The 15,572-nt window shown below is 72.8% G+C and carries 15 protein-coding genes; 4 read left to right on the top strand and 11 right to left on the bottom strand.

Annotated features, from left to right (window positions below):
* Positions 1–112: 112 nt before the first annotated feature.
* From ACTRO_RS34330 to ACTRO_RS47680, 3 genes are all read left to right on the top strand, one after another.
* Positions 113–730 (top strand): RNA polymerase sigma factor, encoded by a 618-nt coding sequence (locus ACTRO_RS34330; RefSeq protein ID WP_051451813.1) that lies wholly within the window; start codon positions 113–115, stop codon positions 728–730.
* Complete coding sequence (locus ACTRO_RS44315; protein WP_051451812.1) at positions 727–1,455, top strand: hypothetical protein; 729 nt, start codon at positions 727–729, stop codon at positions 1,453–1,455. Before ACTRO_RS34330 ends, ACTRO_RS44315 begins: the two co-directional genes overlap by 4 nt.
* 619 nt (positions 1,456–2,074) lie before the next feature.
* On the top strand, positions 2,075–2,515 hold the full coding sequence (locus ACTRO_RS47680) for a hypothetical protein (RefSeq protein ID WP_157436600.1): 441 nt from the start codon (positions 2,075–2,077) through the stop codon (positions 2,513–2,515).
* Here ACTRO_RS47680 and ACTRO_RS34315 read toward each other — a convergent pair.
* The 10 genes from ACTRO_RS34315 to ACTRO_RS34270 all read right to left on the bottom strand — a co-directional run bounded on the left by ACTRO_RS34315 (position 2,426) and on the right by ACTRO_RS34270 (position 14,148).
* Complete coding sequence (locus ACTRO_RS34315; protein WP_034278022.1) at positions 2,426–3,640, bottom strand: cytochrome P450 family protein; 1,215 nt, start codon at positions 3,638–3,640, stop codon at positions 2,426–2,428. The genes ACTRO_RS47680 and ACTRO_RS34315 overlap by 90 nt on opposite strands.
* Positions 3,641–3,714: 74 nt before the next feature.
* Positions 3,715–3,918, bottom strand: a complete 204-nt coding sequence (locus ACTRO_RS34310) for a hypothetical protein (protein WP_034269925.1) — start codon at positions 3,916–3,918, stop codon at positions 3,715–3,717.
* Between the two features lie 66 nt (positions 3,919–3,984).
* The gene (locus tag ACTRO_RS34305) at positions 3,985–6,000 is read right to left on the bottom strand and encodes a S9 family peptidase (protein WP_034269922.1); all 2,016 of its coding nucleotides are present in this window, start codon (positions 5,998–6,000) and stop codon (positions 3,985–3,987) included.
* Positions 6,001–6,209: 209 nt separating this feature from the next.
* Positions 6,210–8,273 carry an elongation factor G gene (fusA, locus tag ACTRO_RS34300; protein ID WP_034269920.1) on the bottom strand — a complete coding sequence of 688 codons (2,064 nt, stop codon included), beginning with the start codon at positions 8,271–8,273 and terminating at the stop codon, positions 6,210–6,212.
* 320 nt (positions 8,274–8,593) lie between these two features.
* Positions 8,594–9,439 (bottom strand): NUDIX hydrolase, encoded by an 846-nt coding sequence (locus tag ACTRO_RS34295; protein WP_084317211.1) that lies wholly within the window; start codon positions 9,437–9,439, stop codon positions 8,594–8,596.
* A gap of 40 nt (positions 9,440–9,479) precedes the next feature.
* Positions 9,480–10,886, bottom strand: coding sequence for a DUF2252 domain-containing protein (locus tag ACTRO_RS34290; protein ID WP_034269917.1), 1,407 nt, complete (start codon positions 10,884–10,886; stop codon positions 9,480–9,482).
* Between the two features lie 97 nt (positions 10,887–10,983).
* The gene (locus tag ACTRO_RS34285) at positions 10,984–11,472 is read right to left on the bottom strand and encodes a DUF1269 domain-containing protein (protein WP_034269914.1); all 489 of its coding nucleotides are present in this window, start codon (positions 11,470–11,472) and stop codon (positions 10,984–10,986) included.
* Between the two features lie 83 nt (positions 11,473–11,555).
* Positions 11,556–11,954 carry a DUF7144 family membrane protein gene (locus ACTRO_RS34280; RefSeq protein ID WP_034269912.1) on the bottom strand — a complete coding sequence of 133 codons (399 nt, stop codon included), beginning with the start codon at positions 11,952–11,954 and terminating at the stop codon, positions 11,556–11,558.
* 227 nt (positions 11,955–12,181) lie between these two features.
* A complete protein-coding gene (locus ACTRO_RS34275) occupies positions 12,182–12,784 on the bottom strand; it encodes a hypothetical protein (protein ID WP_051451810.1) in 603 nt (200 codons plus the stop codon).
* A 161-nt stretch (positions 12,785–12,945) separates the two neighbouring features.
* On the bottom strand, positions 12,946–14,148 hold the full coding sequence (locus ACTRO_RS34270) for a lysylphosphatidylglycerol synthase transmembrane domain-containing protein (RefSeq protein ID WP_034269909.1): 1,203 nt from the start codon (positions 14,146–14,148) through the stop codon (positions 12,946–12,948).
* A gap of 128 nt (positions 14,149–14,276) precedes the next feature.
* On the opposite strand from ACTRO_RS34270, the gene ACTRO_RS49195 reads away from it, so the two are divergent.
* Positions 14,277–14,891 (top strand): hypothetical protein, encoded by a 615-nt coding sequence (locus tag ACTRO_RS49195; protein WP_211244501.1) that lies wholly within the window; start codon positions 14,277–14,279, stop codon positions 14,889–14,891.
* A 31-nt stretch (positions 14,892–14,922) separates the two neighbouring features.
* Here ACTRO_RS49195 and ACTRO_RS34260 read toward each other — a convergent pair whose 3' ends face one another.
* Positions 14,923–15,471 (bottom strand): hypothetical protein, encoded by a 549-nt coding sequence (locus tag ACTRO_RS34260; protein ID WP_051451808.1) that lies wholly within the window; start codon positions 15,469–15,471, stop codon positions 14,923–14,925.
* Positions 15,472–15,572 lie beyond the last annotated feature (101 nt).

The following is a 15,572-nucleotide window of genomic DNA, read 5'->3' as shown; positions in this document are numbered from 1 at the left end:
AGCCCGCCGTACCGGCGCCGCGCTACCGAGAGACGACCTTCGTGCACTTTCACCCGCAGCACAGGGAGCCGGGCGCGGCCGCGCGCCCGATCGACACCGGTGGAGGCCGTCCGTGACCTACCTGCCCGTCCCCTCCCCCGCGCCGGCCGACCGTCCGCCGCGGGCGTCCGCCGAGTACGTCGACGTCGCCTTCGACGCCTTCGTCCAGTCCAGCTTCGCCAGCTGGGTGCGCCTGGCCCACCTGTACATGGGCGACCGCGCCGAGGCCGAGCTGGTCGCCTGCGAGGTGACCCTGCGCCTGCACGAGACCTGGGAAGAGGTCCTCGGGCGGGTGCGCAACCTGCCGCTGCACGCCTTCACCCTGCTGCGCGCCGAGATCGAGGACCGGTTCGCGCAGCGGGCCGGGGACCAGATGGTGGAGAACGCCGCGTTCCTGCGGGCGATGCGGGCCGCTCGGGAGGAGTTCGCCGTGCTAGCCGAGTCCATCGGCGTCTACAGCGCGATCTCCCGGCTGCCCGAGCGCCAGTTCCAGGTGATAGCGCTGCGCTATGTGCTGGGCTATGACGTCAAACGCGCCGCCGCGATGATGGGCGTATCCCACCAGACGATCAGCTCCCTGACCTACTACGCCAAGCGCGCCCTCGCCGACGCGCTGGGCAGCGCCGTGCGCGGCGGCGAGCGGGACGGCCGAGATCAGAATCAGGACACGTACAAGGAGGTCCGCGCATGACGGCGTACCTGTCCGCCGAGTCCACGCCGCTCGACTCGCTGCTGGCGGATCTGGCGCTGCTGCAGGCGGAATACCGCGGCTACGCCCCGCCGGCGACGGTCGAGATCCTGGACCGCGCCCGGCGTTTCCGCACCGACCGCGCCGCCGCCCGCACCAGCCACCCCGCTCCGGGCGCGCTGGCCGGGCGGTCGGAGTCGGAGCAGGCCCGGCACGAGCTGAATCTGGCCGCCACGCTGGTGCTGCACCAGCACGGCGCCGCCGGCGACCTGGCCGAGCTCACCACGCAGCCGTACCTGGACCCGACCGGCGCGCTGGTGCTGGCCAGCCTGCTGCAGGTGTCCGGCCGTCCGCTGGCCGCCTGGTTCTGGTTCAAGTTCGCGGCCGGCCACGGCCACCCGGAGGCGGCGTACTGCCTCTACCTCGCGCACCGCGCCGAGGGCCAGTTCCACGACGCCGAGAACTGGCGCCGCGAGGCCGAGCGGTTGCGCCGGGAGGCCGCCGCCGGAGCCCGGCGCGACCGCCGCGTCCGCGTCGGCGCCCCGCCCCGGCTGGCCCTGGAGGTCCGCAGCCTGCTGGCCCAGTGCTACCGCGGCGCCGACCCCCGCGTCTCGCGCGCGCTCGAATCCACCATCGCGCGGCTGAACATCACCGACGCCGACGACTTCCCGCGCGCCGCGCCCCGGCCGGCCGGCGAGCTGATCGAGGCGCTCGTGCCCTACCGGTGAGCACCGCCTGCCGCGGCGGCGATCGCAATTCGTTTCCGCTGCGGGCCTGCGTTGTCCCACACTGTCCGCATGCTGATCCAAGACGAGCTGCGCGCGGCCGTGCGGCGGGCGGTGACGGGGACGAGCGCCGACGTGGTCGACGCCGGGCGGATGCTGCTGGCGATCACGCCCGCTCTCGACGAGGCGGCGCGGCTCGAGGTCGAAGCCGTGCTCAGGACGGCGGATCCGCGGTTCTGGATCGCGCTGGAGGGGGCGCGGGGGCGGCTGTACCGGGATCCGTTGAAGCCTTCGACACAGCTGCCGCCGGCCGAGCTTCCACCTCCGGCCGTTCGGCGTCGACTTCGCCGAGGTCTACCGGAACCTGATCGGCGAGCCCGCCACGCTGACCGCCGCGGCCGTCGCGGGACTCGCCGAAGTCGGCTCGGCCGAGGATGCGGACGACTACTTCAGGCCCCTGCTCCACCATCACCGAGCCAGGATCCGAACCGAGGCGATCAGGGGCCTCAAGCGGCTCGCCGCGAAGATCGAGGTCGACGAGATCCTGCCGCTGATCGAGCAGGACCAGGGCGCCGCCGTCATCGCGGCGGCCGTCGAGATCCTTTTGGTCCGAAGCACCGGCGTGGCCCCGGAACGGCTGCTGGACCTGCTCGACGTCGCGCGCCCGGTACGGGTCCGCCTCGCCGCCATGAGGCTGCTCGCCGCGCGCGACACGACTTGGCGGCTGGCCGTCGACGTCATGCTGCTCGCCGATCCCGAGTACGCGGTGGCGGCGCGGGCCCGAACCGACCTGTACAGCGCCCTGCGGGAGCAGGTCTACACGAAACCGAGCGGGCAGGCGGGCGAACTGCTCACGGCCCACCTGCCCACGGCCGACCGGCTGCTCGCGCAGCAGACCGTCGACCTGCTCCACTTCACGCTCGGCCTGCCCCGCCCCGACCGGGATCAGGCCGACGTGGAGCCGTCCGCCCGGTCAGGCGAGGCGGACGGGCAGGGACTCAAACCCGTTCATCAGGCTCGTGCGACGGTGGCGCAGTTCCTCCAGCGAATCCGCGGCCAGTGACAGCGCCGGGAAGCGCTGCAGCAGAGCTCTGAGAGCGACCTCGGCCTCCATCCGGGCCAGCGGCGCACCGAGGCAGAAGTGGATGCCGTGGCCGAAGGCGACGTGGCCACGCGCGTCGCGGGCGAGGTCGAGCCGGTCCGGATCGGGGAAGCGGTCCGGGTCCCGGTTGGCCGAGCTGGTGGCGAGCATCACCCACTCGCCCTCGGGCACGGTCACGCCGCCGAGGCGCAGCTCCTCGGTGGTGAACCGGTCGGTGGCGTGGTTGAGCGGGTTGGTGAACCGCAGCAGCTCCTCGACGGCGGCCGGGAAGAGCGACGGGTCCGCGCGCAGCCGGGCCAGCTCTTCTGGATGCGCCAGCAGCGCGGCCGTGCCGTTGGCGATCAGGTTCACCGTGGTGTCGAAGCCCGCCATGATCAGCTGGAAGATCCCGGAGAGCAGCTCGGTCTCGGTCAGCGCCGGGCCGAGGTCCGCGGTCGCGTCGGTGTCGCGGACGTGGATGAGCGCAGAGATCAGGTCGTCGCCCGGCTCGGCCCGCTTCGCGGCGATCAGCTCCGTGAGATAGGCGGCGAGCGTCCGGGTCACCCGGGGCCACTGACTGAGCTTGCTGTAGTCGATGACCACGGCCGAGATCCGCTCGCGGTCCTCCTCCGGCAGGCCGAGGAGCTCGAAGAGCACGATGACCGGCAGCGGCCGGGCGAAATCCTCCAGCAGGTCGACGACGTCGCCGGACCGCGCCGCCATCGCGTCCAGCAGCCGCGCCGTGATCTCCTCCACCCGCGGACGCAGCGCCGCCACCCGCCGGGGCGTGAAGGCGTGCTGCATCAGGCCTCGCAGCCGGGTGTGGTCCGGCGGGTCGCGGTGCAGCATGTGCGCGTGGAGGTTGACCTCCTGGCTCGGCCACTCCTTCGCGCCGCCCGGGAAGTGGTGCTGGTCCTTCGCCAGCCGCGGATCGGCCAGCCCCTTGCGCACGTCCTCGAAGCGGGTGACGGCCCAGGCCCGCCTGCCGTCGACCATCTGGACTTCGCGGACCGGGCAGGTCTCGCGCAGCCGGCCGAAGAACGCGGTCTGGTCGCGATAGTAGGAGTCGTCGTCGAGCGGCAGGGGTTGCGTCTGGTCGTCGGTCATGGCCATCACCCTAAGAACCCTGCTTCGGTGATCACCAGCTGTTTTCCGGCCGGGCGCGGCGGCGTCCGGACGGCTCAGCCGAGAAGGGAGTCGAGGACGGCCTCGGCGAACGCGCTGATCCCCTGGCCCACCATCTCGCCCACGACCTCCAGGCTGAACTCCCCGGTCTTGCCGAGGAACCGGCGCGTTCCCGGTGCCCGCATCGGTGATCCGCCGTCGGTGATGACATCGATCGCCATGACGTTGCGCTCACCGTCGTCCTGCCCTCGCCGCCCCATGACCGAAGACTGACACAGCACCGTCCGCCGTTCAAGTGCGGACGGTGCCGTGCGGCCTGCGGCCCGCTAGAGCAACTCAGGCTGCTGCCAAGGCTCGCCGAGGACCTTGTGCGCCAGGAACGCGGCGACCGTCTCGTACCAGAGGGCTGAGTTCTGCGGCTTGAGGACCCAGTGGTTCTCGTCCGGGAAGTAGAGGAACTTCGCGTCGAGGTCGTGCCGCTGCAGGTCGTACCACTGCCACAGGGCGTTGCCGACCGGGACGCGGTAGTCCTTGTCGCCGTGGATCACCAGCATCGGCGTGCGGATGTTCTCGACGTGGCGGTGCGGCGAGTTGCGCTGCCAGCGCTCGGGCCGCTCCATGATGTCGCCGAACTCGAGGCGGAAGAACAGCGCCGCGTCCGAGGTGGCCTTGAGCTCGAGCTGCCACAGGCCGGCGTGCGAGACGATGGCCTTGAACCGGTCGGTGTGGGTGGCCACCCAGTTCGCCATGTAGCCGCCGAAGGAGCCGCCGAGCGCGGCCGTGCGGGTCTCGTCGATGTCCGGGCGGGCCACGACCGCGTCGGTGACCGCCATCAGGTCGGTGAACGGCTTGTCGCCCCATTCACCCCAGCCGCGCTGGCTGAACTGCTGCCCGTAGCCGGTCGAGAGGGCCGGGTCCGGCAGCAGCACGGCGTAGCCGCGGCGGGCCAGCACCCACGGGTTCCAGCGCCAGGTCCAGCTGTTCCAGCTCGAGTGCGGGCCGCCGTGGATGAACACCAGCAGCGGCGCCGGCCCCTCGCCCTCGGGCAGCACCAGGCGGGCGTGGATCTCCTGGCCGTCCGCGGCGGTCGCGACCACGTTCTCGAGCCGGCCGGGCAGCTCGAGCTCGGCGCCGGGAGCGGCGAGCAGGATCGGGGCCTGATCCGCGACACCCGAGGCCAGCCGCACCGGGCGGGCCGGCGCGTCGACGGCGGAGCGCAGGGCGTAGACGGTGCCGTCCGGAGCGACCTGGACCTGCGCGTAGGCGCCGTGGTCGCCGGTCAGCCGGGTGACGGTGCCGGTGGCCAGGTCGAGCTGGAAGATCGGGGCGCGCCCGAGCTCGTCGGCGACGAAGTACACCGCGGCGCCGTCGTGCGACCAGGCCTGGACCTGCGGCCACAGGTCGAGTTCGGGCAGCGGGTCGCGGCCCGGTTCGCTGCCGTCCAGCGGCAGCAGCCACAGGCTGGAACTGAAGCAGCGGTCGTAGTCGCCGTGCCGGAAGCGATGGGCGATCACCAGGCGCCCGTCCGGCGAGACCAGCGGATGGGCGTATTCGTAGCCTGGTTCGCTCGCCAGGGTCCGGCGCTCGCCGGTGGCCACGTCGATCACGACGAGGTCCGCGCGCAGCTCGCCGCTCGGCAGCTTGGCCTCCCACGAGGCGACGACGGCGCGTCCGTCCGGGGTGACGTCGTAGCCGTCCAGCGCGGGGCCTATGTCGCCGCTGACATCGGTGAGTTCGGGCTGCTCGGCCGACTCCGGCGCCGGCGGGGTGAAGGCGAACAGCCGCTTCGTGTCCGGGCCGAGCTGGTGGTCCCAGAAGCGGACCTTCGGGTCCTCGTGCAGGATCGCGCCGACGTCCGCGTCCTTGCGGGCCTTGCGCCGCCGCGCGTCCTCGGCGAGGTCCTTCGCCTGCGGCAGCACGCCGACCCGGAGCACCACGGTGCCGGCCTCGCGGGCGACGGCGACGCCGTCTACTCCGGCCGGGGGCGCGGCCAGCAGGCGCGCCTCTCCGCCGGCGGCCGGCAGCGTCCACAGGCCGGCGCCGTCGGGAGCCGGATCGTCCTTCCCCGCCTGCGGATCCGGGCGCTTGGCGGTGAACAGCAGCGAGCCGTCGGCGAGGTACGCGGCGGCCGATTCGCCGTCGGCGGAGCGGGTGAGCCGGACCGGCGCGCCGCCGTCCGGGTCGATCCGCCAGATCGAGGAGAGGAACTTCTTGCGGTCTGGCGAGAGGTTCTGCACCACGGCGGCGAGGGCGGCGCCGTCCGGTGAAAGGGAGAGCCCGGACACTCTCGGGATCTCGAGGAACCGGGACAGATCGCCGAAGGGACCATCGAACCGCGTCACGCCGGGGGCCTCCTGTTGAAGAGTACTGATGTACTGGTACTCGGACATTCTGACGAAGACGGCTGACAAGCGCGCGCGGGCGAGCCGGCCGGTCGCCTCAGGCTACGCCCGAGGCGACCAACAGGGAACACCCGAACATCATGGGCGACCCTTACCGACCCTGCTCCACCTCCTGCGCTGCCCGCACCACCGCGCAGGCTCCGGCGGGCTCAGCGCACGTGCTCCGGCGCGTTCGCCGCGGCCGGGGCGTAGCCGGACGCCCTGGCGGTGAAGCTGCCACGGCCCTGAGTGCGGCTGCGCAGCCGGGTCGCGTAGCCGAACACCTCGGCCAGCGGCACCGCTGCGGTGACCACGGCGGTCGCGCCGCGCACGGTCGAGTCGGCGACCCGGCCGCGGCGGGCCGTCAGATCCCCGAGCACCGTGCCGACCACGTCCTGCGGCGCCGTCACCGTGACCTCGGCCAGCGGCTCGAGCACGACCAGCTCGCTGGCCCGCAGGGCCTGGCGCAGGCCGAGCAGTCCGGCGGTGCGGAAGGCGACCTCGGAGGAGTCCTTCACGTGGGTGGCGCCGTCGACGAGCACGACGCGCAGCCCGGTGACCGGATGCCCGGCCCGCGGACCCTCGGCCAGCGCGTCCCGGCAGCCGGCCTCGACCGCCCGGACGAACTCGCGCGGCACGCGGCCGCCCACGATGGTGTCGTCGAACTCGAATCCGGTGTCGCCGACGCGGCCGGTGAGCGGCTGCACGTCGAGCACGATATGCGCCCACTGCCCCGGACCTCCGTCCTGCTTCACGTGCCGATAGACGAACCCTGAAACACCGCGCACCACCGCTTCGCGGTAGGCCACCTGCGGCCGCCCGGTGCGCACGGTGATGCCGCGCTCGGCCCGGATCCGCTCCACCGCCACCTCCAGATGCAGCTCGCCCAGGCCGGAGAGCAGCAGCTGCCCGGTCTCCCGGTCCGTGCGCACGACGAGCGACGGATCGGCCTCGGCCAGCCGGGCCAGCGCCGCGCCCAGCTTCTCCGCGTCCGCCTCGCGCTCGGGTTCGAGGGCGATGGAGACCACCGGCTCGGTCGCCGTCGGCGGTTCGAGCAGGATCGGCGCGGCCGGCGCGCTGAGGGTGGCGCCGGTGCGCACCATCTTGAGCCCGGCCACGGCGACGATGTCGCCGGCCGTCGCCTGCTCGACCTCGGTGTGCCGATCGGCCTGCACCCGCAGGATCCGGCCGATCCGCTCCGTCCTGCCGGCACTGACGTCGAGCACTGAGTCACCCTTCCGCAGCGTGCCCGAGTACAGCCGGAGGTAGGTGAGCCGGCCGGGGCCGGCCACATCGACCTTGAACGCCAGCGCCGCCAACGGCTCGGCCGGGTCCGCGGACCGCGCCACGCCGTCGACGCCGCGGACCGCGTCCCGGTCCAGCGGAGAGGGCAGGTAGTCGACCACGGCGTCGAGCAGCGGCTCGATCCCGCGGTTGCGGTAGGCGGCTCCGCAGAGCACGACGACGAGCTCGCCCGAGATCGTCAGCTCCCGCAGCGCGGACCGCAGAGACGACTCAGACAGCTGCGACTGTGCCGCGTACTCCTCGAGCGCCGCCGCGTGCCGCTCGGCCACCAGCTCCTCCAGCTCGTGCCGACGCGAGCGTGCGAGCTCGGCCAGCGCTGCCGGAATCGGCTCGTCCACCGCGTCTCCTGAGTCCTGCGCCCACGTCGTCGCCCGCATCCGGACCAGGTCGACCACGCCGCTGAACCCGGCTTCGCTGCCGATCGGCAGCTGGACGGGCACCGGCGACGGGTGCAGCCGCGCACGGATGTCGGCCACCGCGGCGTCGAGGTCGGCGCCGGCCCGGTCCATCTTGTTGACGAACACGATCCGCGGCACGCCGTGCCGATCAGCCCGACGCCAGACGGACTCGCTCTGCGGCTCGACCCCGGCGACCGCGTCGAACACCGCGATCGCCCCGTCGAGGACGCGCAAGGAGCGCTCCACCTCGTCGGAGAAGTCGACGTGTCCGGGCGTGTCGATCAGATTGAGCCGGTGCGAGTGCCAGCCGCAGCTGACCGCCGCCGCGAAGATGGTGATGCCACGCGAGCGCTCCTGCGGATCGAAGTCGGTGACTGTCGTGCCTTCGTGCACCTCGCCGCGTTTGTGCACGGCGCCGGCGGCGTAGAGCATCCGCTCGGTGACGGTGGTCTTACCCGCGTCCACGTGGGCGAGGATGCCGAGATTGCGCACAGCGGACAGGGTATTGATACGCAGAGTGTTGGTACCCATGGTCTTCCAGCCTTGAGTTCGCCGAGAACGAGACGGCGCGATTGCCCGGCCCGCCCGAACCCGCAGGGGGTCGGGCGAGGGCGTCCGGGATCACTCAGCGCAGGCCGCGCAGCCCGCACCGAGCGGGCGAAGACACGAGGATCACCTCGAACCGAGGCCGGGAGTCGGACATCGCGAAGCGGGTGCGCATCGTCGATCCCTCCCGGTCGGAGAACTCCCGCGCGAAGTGGCGGGCCGGAAACGACGGTAGAGCAACGGGTTCGAAGGCGGTAGCGATTTTATCCGGGCGAGTCGCCTACCGTGGCAGCACGCTGATCGCGTCAGACCGTCCAGATGAGCGCCGCGGTGCCGTCCTCGCGCACCCTGACGCTCGCCTGGACCGGATGGAGCGCGCGCTCCCGGGAGGCGGCGAGCGCGTCGGCGGCGGTCGGGTAGGGCAGCAGCTGGCGCAGCGTGGTGAAGGTCGGTGGCAGCATCAGTACCTTGCCCTCCTCGAAGTCGGCCAGCGCCTGGGCCGGACTGGTCCAGGCCGTCGACTCGGTCTCCCCGGACACGTCCCGGGCGGCCTGGCCGGCCGGCAGCGCCGCGACGAAGAACGCCGTGTCGTAGCGCCGCTCCTCGAACTCCGGCGTCACCCAGCGCGACCACGCGCCGAGCAGGTCGGCCCGCAGCGCCAGGTCGCGGGCCTCCAGGGCCGCGGCCAACGTCATCTCCCGCGTCTCGATCCGGCGGCGCTGCTCCTCCCAGGCCGTGCCGGAGACGTCGCCGAGCACGGAGGAGGCGTCCGTCCCGGCGAACAGCACGCCGGTCTCCTCGAACGTCTCCCGCACCGCCGAGGCGACCAGCGCGTACGCGTTCTCCGACGGGAGCCCGAAGCGCTCGCCCCAGCGGGCCGCGTCCGGTCCCAGCCAGGGCAGCGGCAGCGCGTCGTCGGGATCGACCCGGCCGCCGGGGAAGGCGTAGCGCCCGCCCGCGAAAGCCATGCTCGCGGCCCGCTTGACCAGGTAGACCTCGGGGCCGGACGGCGTGTCGCGCAGCAGCACCACGGTGGCGGCGGGCCGGGCCGGCACGATCGGCAGGCTTCCGTCGAGGTACCGGCCGACGCGTTCGCGCCAGTGCTCCGGCACGGGGAATTCGAAGGTGCCTGATTCGAAGGTGCTGGCCATCACGCCACGATAGCGCCTGAGGGGCCGCGGACCGGAGAACTCAGCGGTGATCCGGCTCCGCGGTGATCCGCCCGGAGCGCAGCGCCGCACGCATCGCGTCGTAGTCGCGTTCGTTCAGCTCGGCGTAGGCCTCGGCGAACTCGGCGATCGCGTGCGCGAAGGTCGCGTCCTCGCCGAGGTACGCGCTGATCGCCACCCGGTCGCCCGACCTCGCGTGGGCGCGGGCCAGCGTCCAGCCGCACAGCCGGCCGTACGCGGTCATCCCGGCCGGGACCATCTCCTCGATCGCGATCGAGCCCTTCCAGTCCGCCAGCTGCCGCGCGTAGAAGTCGCGCCGCTGCCCGTCGATCCCGTCCACGGTGGCCCAGCCGAGGAAGATGTCGCTGACGGTCTGCATCAGCCGCTGGCCCTCCACCACCCGCCGGCCCTGGCAGCCGAGGTCCGCGCGGCCGGTCTTCATCCCGCCGTACTCGCAGATCACCGACCGCTGCGCCTCCTTGACCTGCAGCAGCAGCGGATCCGCGGAGTCGCGGCCGAACATCAGCACGATCCAGCAGCGGGTGCCGACGCTGCCGACGCCCACCACCTTGCGGGCCAGGTCGGCGTAGGCGAACTGGTCGAGCAGCCGGCGCCGGTCGCTCTGCAGGCTGTTGCGGTACTGGCCGATCATGCCGCGTACGACCGCCTCGAGGTCCTCGCGCTCGGCCCCCGGGAGCAGGTCCGCGACCGGCACCACGAGCGGCGGGTCGGCGGCGATCCGGCGGTGCTCGCCGACCAGCTCGGTGAGCTTGGCCATCGCCCGCATGCTGTCGCGCGACCTGGCCTTGGCCACGGTCTTGTCGAAGGCTGCCTTGCGCCGGGCCTTCTTCAGCTGGTCCTTGAGCATGTCCTTGAGGTCTTCGACGTCCGCGCGGGCGTACCAGACGTCGAGCTCGGACATCCCGGCGAAGGTGTTCATCGCGTGCTGATACGCCCGGACCGCGGCCAGCTGGATGGCGCGCCGGTGCTTGCGGCCGTACTCGTTCGACCGCGCGGCGATCTCCAGGCTCGCGGCCAGCCGCTTGACGTCCCACTCCCAGGGGCCCGGGTAGGTCTCGTCGAAGTCGTTGAGGTCGAACACGAGCCGGCGCTCCGGCGAGGCGAACATGCCGAAGTTGCACAGGTGCGCGTCGCCGCACAGCTGCGTGCGCAGGCCGGAGTCGGGGGTCGCGGCCAGGTCGGCGGCCATCGCGGCGGCCGCGCCGCGGAAGTAGGTGAACGGCGAGGCGAGCATCCGGCCGTGCCGCACCGGCACGAGTTCGGGCACCCGCGAGGCGGCCTGGCGCTCGAGCACGGACACCGGGTCCAGCCGGTCCGACGGCAGGTCCAGCCCGGCGTGCGCGGTGGGCGGGGTCGCGGCGCGGGCAGCCAGGCCGGCTTCGGCCGAATCGCGGACTGTGGTCTTCACGCGTGCCTCCCGACTCCGATTCCGTACCGCCGGACGAGTGACCCCGGACGGCGGCCTTACACGCTGCCCGCGCCCCCGCGCGCGCTTCCCGCGAGGGTCAGTCCTCGCTGAAGGTCGAACGCAGCGCGGCCTCCTGATCGGCCGACAGGTTGGTGTGGATCAGCTCCGCGCGCATCCCGCTCACGTGCTCCTTGACCTTGTCCAGCACCGCGTCGGAGGAGAGCAGGAACAGCGCCGAGGTGCCCGGCGTGACCTTCTGCTTGACCTCCTTGATGAAGGCGTCGTCGATCCCGACGTCCGCCATCGAGCCACCGAGCGCGCCGGCCGCGGCGCCGAGCGCGAGGCCGATGAGCGGGATGAAGAAAAGGATGCCGAAGAGCATCCCCCAGAACGCGCCGCCCAGCGCGCCCGCGCCGGCCAAGTTGTGCAGCTGGGTGGTCTTCGGCTTCTTCTCCCCCTCCGGCCAGGAGACCACGGCGCCGTCCTGAACCGTGATCAGCTGCTGGCGCTGGAGGTCCTCCAGCGTGCTCAGCGCCCGCTGAGCCGCGTCGGCCTCCGCGAACTTCCACACCGTCAACGTCGCCATCTGCCAGGCTCCTTCGCTACGCGTGCGCTCGTGCGCACCGGACTGTGCTTCCGATGCCGTGATTCGAATCCAGCGGCCGCGGCCTAGACCGCGTCCGGGCCGACGTTGTGGAACAGGGCCCGGATCGCGAACACGCCGATGCCGATCATGACCGCCGACCAGACCGGCTGGTAGGGCAGGACGAGGAAGTTCGCGAAGACCACCAGCGCGGTCAGCGCGATGCCCAGGGCCCGCGCCAGCACCGAGCCGGTGAACAGGGCCAGCCCGGCCAGCAGCACCAGGGCGCCGGCGACCAGGTGGATCCAGCCCCAGGTGGTCAGGCTGAACTTGTAGACGTACGTGCCGACCAGCGCGTACATCTCGTCCTTGGCGATGGCCGCGGCGCCCTGGGTGATGCCGAGGGCGCCGACCAGGATCATCAGGGCCGCGGCGAGCACGGTGCCCGTCTTCGCCGCGCCGGGCCTGGCTCCTCCGGCCGCCATCTCCGCCTCCTTCCGCCGGGGCCGGGGCCCGCGGGGTCGCTGGGTCCAGGCTCGGCGAGTACGGGACCGGCCGCACGGCGGGTTGGGCTTTTCAGGCAGACCTTGCCGGCCTGCCGGCCCGCGGACGACCGGATCCGGGCACGACGCAACCGGCTCGCCCGGACCGATCGGTCCGGGCGAGCCGGTGGGGTGCGGGCTCGCGCGCCGCGCGCGGCGCGTGAGCGCCGCTAGAGGTGCAGGCGGTGCCGGCGGCGCTGTCCCTCCCCTTCGACCGCCTGCTCGTCGCCGTAATCCGATCGCGGCTCGCCGGTGCCCATCGTGGCGCCGCCGACCTGGGTCGACTCGTCCGGCGCCCATTCGGGTGAGACGTGGTCGCGCTCGGCCGCGTACTCGCGGCGCTCGGCCGCGGGCGTCCGCTTGCGCCGCCGCCTCGCCGCCAGGGCCGAGCCGACCAGCATCAGCGCGCCGCCGGAGAACGCCAGCGGAACCCCGGCGCCGACCAGCGTGGCGTGCAGCCCGGGCACGGTCTGCGCCTGCCGCAGACCCCACAGGTAGACGGTGGTGATCACCACCAGGCCGGCCAGCGCCCAGAGCCAGCGCCACCCGACCACCACCCCGGCCAGCACCAGGACGGCGGCGATCGCCATCGGAAGCAGAAGTGAGGTGGCGGTGTCCGAGTTCGTGGTCGTCGCGTGGTTGAACAGATCCCAGATGCGGATGTCCGAGCCGTCGCGGTTCCCGTACCAGTTCAGGAACACGCTCCAGATCGCGATGATGGCGCCGGCCACGGCGAGCAGCGCGCCGATCATCCAGCGGGTCAACCTCAGCATCGCCTTCCTCCTTCCGCGAACGGCCGGGCCCGGGATGGGCCCTTGTCCGCCAGAGACTACGTATCCAGCCTGCCTCAGCCCGGCGGGACCTGCGACCCGGGGACCGGGCGCGGTCGGAAAAGGCGGCGCTGACCTGCGACGCAGCCGCGAAACGGGGCGGCTCAGGCCAGCGGGCCGAGCGGATCGTCCCGGCGCCGCAGCCACTTCCACACGGTGAAGTTCACGGCGCCGAGCGGGATCGGGACCACGAACGTCAGGGCGCGGGCGAGCAGGATCGCCGCCGCGATCCGGTCGGTGGCCGCGCCGCCGAGGCCCGAGGCGAGATAAGCGGTCAGCCCGACCTCGGTGATGCCGAGTCCGCCCGGGGTGATCGGAATGGTGGTCAGCAGCCGGATCAGCGCGTAGCCGGCGAAGGACTTCTCCCAGGAGACCTCGGCCGCGCCCACCCCGCAGGCGCGCAGGCAGGCCAGCTGCACCAGCCAGCCGACCAGATCGCTGGCCAGGACGGAGATGCTGATCAGCCAGCCCCGGGTGGCCAGCAGGTGCGCGGCCTGGTGCTTGAAGTCGAGGAAGCCGCGCTCGACGTGCCGGGGCCCCTGACGGTGGAACAGGCCGGTGAGCCAGTCCATGAACCGCTGCGCCGCCCGGCCGAGCGCGGCCATGAACCCGTCGCTGTGCAGCGCCGCGATCACCGCGCCGAGCGCGGCCAGGAAGACGGCCGTGCCGAGGATGGTGGCCAGCACCAGCGAGCGGTTGGCCGAGCCGACCGCGGAGAGCGCGATCAGCGCGACCGCGGGCGTGCCGAACTTGGCGAACTGGCTCCACAGGCCGGAGACCAGGGTGTAGAGGGTGAACTGCTCGCCGCTGAACCCCCAGGCCGAGGCCATGTTCCAGCTCACCCCGAGGGCGATGGCGCCGCCGCCCGGCACCGTGTTGGCCACCGCGGTCGAGGACAGGTTCATCGCCGCGGCGCGCGGCAGGCCCAGCCCGGGCAGGCAGGCGGTGATGAACCACCAGTTCACCACCAGGTTGAGCACGGTGACCCCGGCCAGGGCCAGGATCCAGGGCGCGGTCATCGAGCTGACGACGCGCCAGGCGGCGCCGTACGAGGCGATCCGCGGGAAGATGAACGCGAACACGGCGATGATCACCGCGATCGCGAGGGCCTGGGTCAGCCGGTGCCGCAGCCGCCGGCGCCGCTCCTGCTCCGCCTCCGGCCGCACCGCGCCGCTGGTGGAGCCGGCCGGTTCCGCGGACCCGGGCCCCGAAGGCCCGTCGGAGCCCGGGGAGTCCGCGGCCCCCTCGTGCCTCTCGTGCGACCGGCCGCTGCCGCGGGGCCGGTCCTCCGCCATCTCCTGCGCCACAGCCGCGAGTCTAAGGTCAACAACGGCGCCGGGCATCCATCTGGACGGGTGTATCGGAGCGCGCGGGGCGTGGTGCGTCCGGGTGGGTCCTGGTTGCGGGGGTCCGGGGGCCGGGTGAGGATCTTGGAGTGACCTGGCTAGACGGTGGCGGATGGGGGACGCGAGAGGACGCGATACCCGGGGAGTGGGCCCTGCTCGTCCTGTGCATGGTCGTACTGGCGCTGGTGGGCGTGGGCGTGTTCTGGTTCACCCGCGCGCGGCACGATCAAGCCCTGCTCGAGCCGGATCGAAGCGAGCCGGACGGCGCGCGGTCGTTCCTGTTCGGCGAGCTGATGGAGGCGGAGCCGGAGGCCGAGCCGCAGCCCGAACCCGCGGCCGAGCCCGAGCCGGAATCCGAGACGGAGCCCGAGCCGGAGCCCGAGCCGGAACCCGAGCCTGAGCCGGAGCCCGAGCCCATCGCCCTCGCCGCCGCCGAGATCGAGGCCGGTCCGGAGCTGGAGCCGAAGCAGAACGCGACCGCGAGCCGGCTCACCGAGGAGATCTTCGAGCGGGTGGAGCACGAGCGTTCCCACCGGAAGTCGGTGAAATGGAAGGAACTCGCCGCGCTGGTCGAGCGGGAGTTCGGGGTGCGGGTGCATCCGCGCGCGATCGAGCGTGGGCTCCGGCGGCGCAAGGCGTCCGCCGCCGCCGGTACCGTTCCCGACGCCGCGTCAGACGCCGCCTCGGACGCCGCTTCGGCCTGAACCGCCGCGTCCGCTCCGCCCGGCGGCCCGCTCAAGCCGGATAGCTGTCCGCGCGCCGGGGGCGGCGCAGGATGAGGAAGAGCACGAACAGGTACACCGCGAGCGCGACGATCGCGCCGGCCAATGTGCCGCCGCGGAAGCCGGGCGCGGTGACGTCCATGGTCCGCTGGCCGGCGTGGGCGCCGCTGCCGTCACCCGCGGCGACGCTGAGCGTGCACAGGTTGGGGAAGGCGAGCACCACCGCGACGATGAACCAGGTCAGCCGCAGCTGCCAGGTCGAATTCCGGCGGCACGCCAGGGTGAGCACGGCCAGCGGGACCACGGTGAAGGTGAAGCCCAGGCAGAGCCCGAGCAGCGTTCCCGTGCTGAAGCTGCCGTCCACGGCCCGGCCGATCTGCTGCGACCACCAGCGCGGGATGAAGGCCGCCAGGATGATGTAGGCGATGATCAGCAGGGCCAGGCCGACGGCGCTCAGCACGAGCGTGCGCCTCCAGTCGCGGCCCGGCGGCTCGGGTGCCCGCGCGTAGTCGCCCTCGGGGTCGGGTGGTGGGGCGGAGGGGACCCCGTGCACGTCGGACATGTCCTCATGGTCGCGCCCGGTCCCGGTTTTCACCCGCCGACCCGCCCGAACGGGAACTCCGGCGGGCTGCAGGGAGTTGAGTTGATACGGGTGGGAATCGT

Source organism: Actinospica robiniae DSM 44927 (assembly GCF_000504285.1).
In the GTDB taxonomy this organism is placed as follows: domain Bacteria; phylum Actinomycetota; class Actinomycetes; order Streptomycetales; family Catenulisporaceae; genus Actinospica; species Actinospica robiniae.
This window is presented reverse-complemented; position numbering and strand designations above follow the sequence as displayed.